2 protein-coding genes are annotated in these 1,948 nt (G+C 64.0%); both read right to left on the reverse strand.

The genetic code is table 11. The features are described 5' to 3' along the window. Positions 1-24 precede the first annotated feature (24 nt). Positions 25-1,296 (reverse strand): glycosyltransferase, encoded by a 1,272-nt coding sequence (locus DBR30_RS04910; RefSeq protein WP_108541762.1) that lies wholly within the window; start codon positions 1,294-1,296, stop codon positions 25-27. Beyond that, the coding region (locus DBR30_RS04915; RefSeq protein WP_181363489.1) for an O-antigen ligase family protein at positions 1,293-1,948 on the reverse strand (656 nt) is incomplete at its 5' end. The genes DBR30_RS04910 and DBR30_RS04915, both read right to left, overlap by 4 nt.

The raw sequence follows: 1,948 nt of genomic DNA on the forward strand, positions 1-1,948 counted from the left end.
TTGCATGCTCATCTTGCTGCTCCCTTACTCTGGTACCTTGCGGCGGCCAAACCCCAACTGCACTTTTTGCGCCACTCTTGCCATCCCACCCGCCAGCATATTGCGCCCTCTTGCAAGGAGTCGTTGCCCCGCCCAATGAATGAATGGTCGGAAGGGTGTGGGGGCCGTGGCGTGCCAACGACCAGCCTGCGCGGCGTCCCACACCGCCGTGACTCCGTCAACGTAGCGCGCCACCGTGAACAACTGCGCGGCACGCAGCTGAGCGGCCCGCCCCATCGCACATCGGCGCTGCGGATTACTCAATTGCCGCCAGTGATCAGCCATCTCGGCCCAATCCCCCGGGGTTGCCAGCAAGCCGGTCACCCCCTCTTCCACCACTTCGGGGATGCCGCCCACTCGGTAGGCACTGACCGGGAGCCCCAACATGCCCGCCTCAGCCAACGTCAGACCAAACACCTCCTCACGGGCTCCGGAGACCAGCAGATCCACCCCGCCTCGCAAGATAGCGGCACTGTCCGGCCGCTCACCCAAAAAGTGGACCCGCTCGGCCACCCCGAGCTCGACAGCCAACGCCATCAATGCTTCCCGCTCCGGACCGCTGCCAATGATCAGCAACTGGGCCTCCTCCCCCGAGGCCATCAGGGCAGCCAGCGAGCGGATCAACAGATCAATCCCCTTGCGTTTGATCAATGAGCCGACGGTTGCGATGATCATATCCCCCGGGGGCAAGTCCAGCATGCCGACGACCGGCCAGTGAGCACCGCCATTCAGGCGAGCGGCATCCACCCCGTTGGGTACCCGGATCAACCGATCGACCGCGCAGCCATCCTGGCGCCAACCGGTCAACACCGGCTCGCTCACCCCGATCAGCACGCTTGCCTGATGAACCCGCAGGCTGAACCTGTCTCTGGGCTGGTAACGGGCATGGAGGTGGCACACCAGCGGTACCTGCAACGCCCGACAGACCCCCGCCAGCCACTGACAAGGGGCCGCGCTGTTTGCGTGCACCAGCCCAATCTGCCGCTCGGTGATGAGCTCTCTGGCTCGCCGGGAGAGGCGCCGATGGGCCGCAAGATCAAAACGTGGCGCCTGCCATCCCAGCAGCAGGCTGAACGGCTCAACCATGGTTTCGACCCCGAGGGTGGCCGCCTCTGCCGCCAGCATCGGGCTATTGCACCAGAGCAACGGCGTAAACCGGCTGCGATCGAAGTGGGCCAGCAGATCCAGCAGGCAGCGTTCACTGCCGCGGATCCAGTCCTCTCCGTAGTGAACCAGCAAAACAGGGGTTGCGTTCATCCTCTTGCTCCCTTTGGTGGCACTGCCGGCAACCGGGTTGCCTCCTGATGATCCTCAGCGGTGGCCTTCACCTCTGTGGCCGCCTGCTGCACGTACTTGATGGCGGCGACGGCCAACGCCAACTCCAGATAGATGGGCCAGGTAAACCCCTGGGTCAGGAAGGATCCCGAAATCACAAACCCCACCATGCTGGCCATCACCCCCTGCATCGCCGTGATCACTGCAGGAGGCATGCCAGCAAGCTGGCAACGCCAGCAACTGCGCAGGGTCACCGTCACCATGCCGATAAACAGCGCCAGCCCGACAAAGCCGGTTTCAGCCAGCACCCCGAACCAGGTGGAGTGCACCGCATGATTGAGTCCATCCCAATGGGGGCTGTAGAAAAAGTAGTTGTAATAGAAATTGGACAAGCCCACCCCCACCAGCGGATGGCCCAGCGCCATGCCCCAGGCCGCTTGCCAGGCGTAGATCCGCCCCATGGCCGAGGCATCGACCCCACTCTCGGCGGCGCCGCCAGATGCCCGGTCGCTGATCCCGGCGGCGGCAAACAGCACCACCAGTGCGACCATCCCCATCGAGATCAACAGGGTTTTCGACTTCACCCGCTGCCAGGCAAACAGGCCGCTGACCGCACACACGCCAAGCAAACCAC

It is taken from the genome of Aeromonas sp. HMWF017 (assembly GCF_003061465.1).
GTDB classification, from domain to species: domain Bacteria; phylum Pseudomonadota; class Gammaproteobacteria; order Enterobacterales; family Aeromonadaceae; genus Aeromonas; species Aeromonas veronii.

Coding starts and splice junctions, on each gene's coding strand:
- DBR30_RS04910 (WP_108541762.1), bottom strand. CDS start 1,296: ATGAACGCAACCCCTGTTTTGCTGGTTCACTACGGAGAGGACTGGATC.